Source organism: Glycomyces harbinensis, from assembly GCF_900101745.1.
Classification (GTDB): Bacteria; Actinomycetota; Actinomycetes; order Mycobacteriales; family Micromonosporaceae; genus Glycomyces; species Glycomyces harbinensis.
The window spans coordinates 1-6,002 of the sequence record NZ_FNAD01000033.1; the positions used below are offsets into that span (position 1 = coordinate 1).

Below are 6,002 nucleotides of genomic sequence, written 5' to 3' on the forward strand. Positions count from 1 at the left end.
GCACAACCCCGACTGCGCGTTCGTGATCGAACCGTTCGCATTCACGTTCCACCGCTGATTCGCACCACCGTGACACGACCAGATGATCGCCGCCGTCCCGTTCGCACTGCTCCCGCCCGAAGCGTCCAGACACTTCCGAGACCCACCCGAATAGACCGACAACTCACCGGCCGCCGTATGCGTCCACTGCTGATTCGCCCCCGTCCAACAGTCATAGATCTGCACCTGCGTACCGTTCACCGTCGACTGATTCGGCACATCCAAACACCGACTCGAAGCAGTGCCGCGCACCTGGCCCGAGTCGTCTCCGCCGCCGCTGCTGCCGCAGTCGGGCGTCGGGTTGGTGTTGGTCAGGAGTCCGAGCCGGTAGGGCAGCTGCGAGTACTCGCCCCCGGAGTTGGGGTTCCTTCCCTGGTAGAGGTACTGCATGTTGCAGGGGTTGATCTCCATGGTCTGGTTGCTGTCGACCCGGACCATCTCCCCGTGGCTGATGTCGTTCGTCCAGGTCCCGCCGGGGAACGTGACGTTGGCGCTGCCGGCGAAGGGATTGGACTGGGTGTCGGCCAGCGGTGTCCACTCGCTGAAGTTCGCGTCGAGCCGGTCGGAGGTCCAGGACCGGAAGTAGCGGACGCCGTTCGAGCCGATGCCCTCGATGATGAGCAGGTACTGGTCGGTGTCGCCGACCTTGTAGACGTTGGTGGCCTCGAACAGGCTCTGGTTCGGGGCCTCCATGAACAGCTCGACGTCGCCGAAGCCGTTCGGGAACTCCGCCACGGTCGTCTGGGCCCGGTAGAACTTCTGCTTGTCGTTGTTGAAGTAGAGGTAGCAGTTCACGTCGTCGCAGGCGACCCAGTAGTCGAGGATGTAGGACGAGCCGGCGTCCGCGATCCCGTGGTTGTTCATGAAGTTCCTCGGCGCCGAGGCGCTCTGGGGCTGCGACGGGTGGGTCAGGGTGGAGAAGGAGGGCAGGCCGGTCTGGTAGAGCAGGTACCACTGGTTGTCGGGTTCGAAGTAGAACACCTGCGGGGCGGCGCGGTAGCCGCCGCCGATCGGGGTCTGACTGAGGTGGTACTGCTGCGCCTGTCCGGCCTGGGACCAGTCGGTGAACCCTCCGAAGGAGGTCAGGGACCAGCCGCCGTTCGTGTCGGCGGTGGTGGCGTACACGTAGTACTTGCCGTCGACCTGGACCACCGACGGGTCCTTGATGGACACCAGCGTCCGACCCGGAGCGGTCTGCTGCGGGGCGACCAGCGCGCCCGTCGAACTCCATCGGAAGGGCGAGGGCAGTGGGGCGGCCTGTGCCGGGGCGGCGCTCAACGTGGCCGCCGCGAGGGCCGCCGCCAGCATGGCCGCCAGCAGCACGATCCGCGATCGCCATCGAGATGGTTGCCTCATGGGATGCCTCTCTGATCACGACCACCGTGTGGTTATCGCTAACAAACACGGGGGTCCGTTCGAAATTTTCGGCCGTCATGCCGAAAGTTATAGGTGCACACAGGATAGCCACGCGGTTCGTCACATGTAAATAGATCGATGTGATTTGGCAGGCTCGGGTCTCCGGCGCGCCTAAGCGCGGTACGGCGGGGCGGTGCTGCCGCGCACGATGAGTTCGGTGGCGAGTTCGATGCGCCGCTGGGGGAGTGACTCGCCGCGAGCGAGGGCGAGCAGCATCTCGGTGGCGGACGACGCCATCTCGCGAAGCGGCTGGCGGACGGTGGTCAGCGGGGGGATGCACCACTCGGCCATGGGCAGGTCGTCGTAGCCGACCACGCTCAGGTCGTCCGGAACGCGCAGGCCGGCTTCGGCAACCGCCTGGTACACGCCCAGCGCCTCGCCGTCGTTGCCGGCGACGATCGCGGTCGGCGGATCGCTCAGTCGCAGCAGCTCGCGGGTGTGGTGCCGGCCGTCGGCGATCTGGTAGTCGCCGATGCGCACCAGTGCCGGGTCGACGGGCACTCCGGCCAGGTCCAGCGCGGTCCGGTAGCCGTCGAGCCGCGCCCGGGCGGAGAGGACGTGCTCGGGCCCGGTGATCACCGCGATGCGGCGGTGCCCGAGCCCCAGCAGGTGGCGCGCGGCCGCGAGCCCGCCGCTCCAGTTGTTGGAGCCCACCGACGCCGAATCGGGCCGGGGATCGTCGGCCGGATCGACGAACACGAGCGGGATGTCGCGGCTGCGGAACTGCTGGTGCTGGTCGGCGGTGAGTTCGGCGAACACCGAGATGACACCGGTGGGCCGGGTGGTGAGCACGTCCTCCACCCAGCCGCGCCCGGGGGTGCGGCGGCCGCCGAGCTCGGAGACGACGACTCTGAGATGGTGGCGCCGCGCCACCGCTTCGACGCCGTTGATGATCTCGATCCCGTACAGGCCCCGCAGCTCATGGAAGACGACGTCCACCAGCGGGGCCGCCTTCACTGGGCGTTTCTGGCGCCGGTAGCCGTAGCGCCGGATGAGGTCCTCGACCAGGTTCCGGGTCTCCGGGGCGACGTTGTCCCGCCCGTTGACGACCTTGGAGACCGTCGCGATCGAGACGCCCGCATGATCGGCGAGCTGCGCGATGGTCAGCGGGATGCGCTCCTGGTCGGTGTCGGGAGCAGCGCTTTCATCGGCCGATGTCATTGAGCGATCGTAACGTTTGAATGTCCGATCCCGTCGCCCAGCGGTGGGCCGCCCAACGTCCTACTTGACGAGATATCGAACTGTATCTATAGTTCGAAGTGCTTAAGTTTCGGAGCCAACGCAGAAACTTTCACTGATCCCGAGGCCATGTGCGAACCGCATCCCGGTTTCGTCGGCCGCCCCGTCCGTCGAGAAACTGAATCCACTGGGAGCAGCATGAATATGGGAGCGATAACATGGCGCAACCGCGCCGCGACGGCGATCGGCGTCGCCCTCGCACTGGTGGTGGCGGTCCTCGTCGCCACCCCCGGCGAGAGCCGGGCGCAGGTCTCGCTGAACGTGGACCTGGCCTCGGACGCAGGGCCGTCGACCGGCGTCGGCCTGGGATTCCTCTACGGCGTCACCGGTGACGGGACGCAGCCCTCGAACGCGCTGCTCGAACCGCTCCGCATGAACGCGTTCCGGGCCGGCGGACACATGACGCGGGGCTGGATCGAGGACGGCTACCGGTACGGACCCGCCACGCAGACGATCGTCGATTCGCTCGTCTCCCAGGCCGAACGCTTCACCGCGGAGCCCTATGAGGCCCAGTACCAGGTCATCCTGAGCGACGTGTACGGCGCCTACGGGGGGCAGGGGGCCAACACGATGTACCCGTGCGACAACGGCGACTGCTCGAACTGGGCCACCTTCGTCCGCACGATCGCCGGCACGCTCAGGGACACCGGGATGCCGATGTCGTACGACATCTGGAACGAGCCCGACATCGACATCTTCTGGACGCGGGGGATCAACAGCCCGCAGTACTTCCAGATGTGGGACACCGCGGTCCGCGAGATCCGCGCCGTCGACCCGGACGCGGTCATCCTCGGCCCGTCGTTCGCCTACACCCCGGATCGCCGCCCCGAGCAGTGGCAGACCTGGCTGGCGCACACCAAGACCGCGAACACCCTGCCCGACTGGATCGCCAACCACACCCTCGGCGTGATCGACGACCCCGTGACGGTCGGGGAGGACACGCTCGAGATGCTGGCCGCCAACGGCATTCCCGAGCTGCCGATGTCGGCCAACGAGTACCAGCCCTCCAACATGCAGCAGGCCAACGTTCTCGCCTGGTACCTCGCCCGCTTCGCCCAGTCCGACTACACGAACGCGCTGCGCGGCAACTGGTTCTGCTGCCTGACCCCCAACCTGACCGGACTCCTGACACAGACCGCGAACGGCTGGCAGCCGACCGGCCTGTGGTGGACCATGCGCGCCTACGCGGACATGACCGGGACGCTGGTCGACACGTCCGGGCAGGTGGGCGGCACGGCGATCTCCGCGGCCAAGGACAGCGCCGAGGAGCGCGTCGTGACCGTCATCGGCGACATCAACGGGCGCACGGGCTCGACCTCGGTCAGGTATGACGGCCTGTCGGCGACGCCGTGGCTCGTCAGCAACGGGAACGTCCACGTCAGGGTCGAGCGGATCCCCGAGCAGGCGCCGCTGTCCGCGCCGCAGGTCGTCTTCGAACAGGACATGAGCGCCGCCGGCGGCTCCATCACGGTGCCCCTGAACATTCAGCAGGCCCACGACGCCTACACGGTCTACCTGACCCCCGGCGGCCAGGGAGGCGGCGACGACTCGGGCGCACTGCGCTCGGCGGCGTCGAACCGGTGCCTGGACGTGCCCAACCAGTCCACGACGAACGGGACCCGACTCCAGATCTACGACTGCTGGACCGGCGCGAACCAGCAGTGGACCGCCACCGCCAACGGCGAGCTCTCGGTCTACTCCGGTGCGAACCGGAAGTGCCTGGACGCCTCGAACGGCGGCACCGCCAACGGCACCCAGGCCATCATCTGGTCCTGCCACGGGGGCGCCAACCAGCGGTGGAACCGCAATGCCAACGGCACCATCACCAACGCCGCATCAGGGCTGTGCCTCGACGTCTCCGGCGCCGCCGCCGCCAACGGCACGCCGGTGATCCTCTGGAGCTGCAACGGCGGAAGCAACCAGCGCTGGACCCTCCAATGACCCATTCCTCCGAGAACAAAGGGAGCACCATGATCAACAGTTCACCCAGGCGACGGCATCGCGTCTGGTCGTCGATCGCGGCGGTCGCGACCGCGAGTCTGGCCGCTGCGGCGGGCGCGCTCGTCTTCGCGGGCGGCGCTCAGGCCGCGAGCACGCTCGGCGCCTCGGCAGCCGAGAGCGGCCGCTACTTCGGCGCCGCCGTCGCCGGCAACCGCCTCAGCGAGACCGACTACGCCAACACCCTCGCCACCGAGTTCAACTCGGTCGTCGCCGAGAACGCCATGAAATGGGACGCCACCGAACCCAACCCGGGCCAGTTCAACTTCTCCGGAGGCGACCAGATCGTCAACTGGGCGCAGGCCCGCGGCCTCAAGGTCCGCGGACACACCCTCGTCTGGCACGCCCAGCAACCCGGCTGGGCCCAAGGCCTGACCGGCCAGAACCTGCGCAACGCGATGCTCAATCACATCACGGGCGTCGCGAACCACTACGAAGGCGACGTCTTCGCCTGGGACGTGGTCAACGAGGCCTTCGAGTGGGACGGCTCGCGCCGGCAGTCGAACCTGCAGCAGCAGCTCGGCAACGGCTGGATCGAAGAGGCCTTCCGCGCCGCCGACGCGGCCGACCCGAACGCCCGCCTGTGCTACAACGACTACGGCACCGACGCGATCAACGCCAAGAGCACCGCGATCTACAACATGGTCGTCGACTTCAGGAACCGCGGCGTCCCCATCGACTGCGTCGGCTTCCAGAGCCACCTCAGCGCCGGCGACAACCTCAGCACCTACCAGGCCAACCTCCAGCGCTTCGCGAACCTGGGGATCGACGTCGAGATCACCGAGCTCGACGTCGGCGGCTCGGGCTCCTCGCAGGCCGCGACGTTCCAGACGGTCACCGACGCGTGCATGGCGGTCTCCCGGTGCACCGGCATCACCGTCTGGGGCGTGACCGACAAGTACTCCTGGCGCGACGACAACCCGCTCCTCTTCGACGACAACTACCAGAAGAAGCAGGCGTACACCTCAGTCCTCAACGCGCTCAACGCCGGCGACCCCGGTGGCGGTGAGGGCGGCCAGGTGCGCGGCACGGCTTCGAGTCGGTGTTTGGATGTGCCGAATCAGTCGACGGTGAACGGTACGCAGGTGCAGATCTATGACTGTTGGACGGGGGCGAATCAGCAGTGGACGCATACGGCGGCCGGTGAGTTGTCGGTCTATTCGGGTGGGTCTCGGAAGTGTCTGGACGCTTCGGGCGGGAGTAGTGCGAACGGGACGGCGGCGATCATCTGGTCGTGTCACGGTGGTGCGAATCAGCGGTGGAACGTGAATGCGAACGGTTCGATCACGAACGCGCAGTCGGGGTTGTGC

Annotated in this window: 4 protein-coding genes; 2 read left to right on the forward strand and 2 right to left on the reverse strand. The window is 67.4% G+C overall.

Annotated elements, in window-relative coordinates:
* A partial coding sequence (locus BLQ63_RS27530) for a non-reducing end alpha-L-arabinofuranosidase family hydrolase (RefSeq protein ID WP_143015129.1) occupies positions 1-1,395 on the reverse strand: 1,395 nt, incomplete at its 3' end.
* A gap of 171 nt (positions 1,396-1,566) precedes the next feature.
* Positions 1,567-2,616 (reverse strand): LacI family DNA-binding transcriptional regulator, encoded by a 1,050-nt coding sequence (locus tag BLQ63_RS27535; protein ID WP_091040749.1) that lies wholly within the window; start codon positions 2,614-2,616, stop codon positions 1,567-1,569.
* A 222-nt stretch (positions 2,617-2,838) separates the two neighbouring features.
* Here BLQ63_RS27535 and BLQ63_RS27540 point away from each other — a divergent pair, with 222 nt between their 5' ends.
* Positions 2,839-4,635 (forward strand): RICIN domain-containing protein, encoded by a 1,797-nt coding sequence (locus tag BLQ63_RS27540; RefSeq protein WP_091040750.1) that lies wholly within the window; start codon positions 2,839-2,841, stop codon positions 4,633-4,635.
* 29 nt (positions 4,636-4,664) lie between these two features.
* On the forward strand, positions 4,665-6,002 hold a 1,338-nt coding region (locus BLQ63_RS27545; protein ID WP_177155138.1), incomplete at its 3' end, for an endo-1,4-beta-xylanase.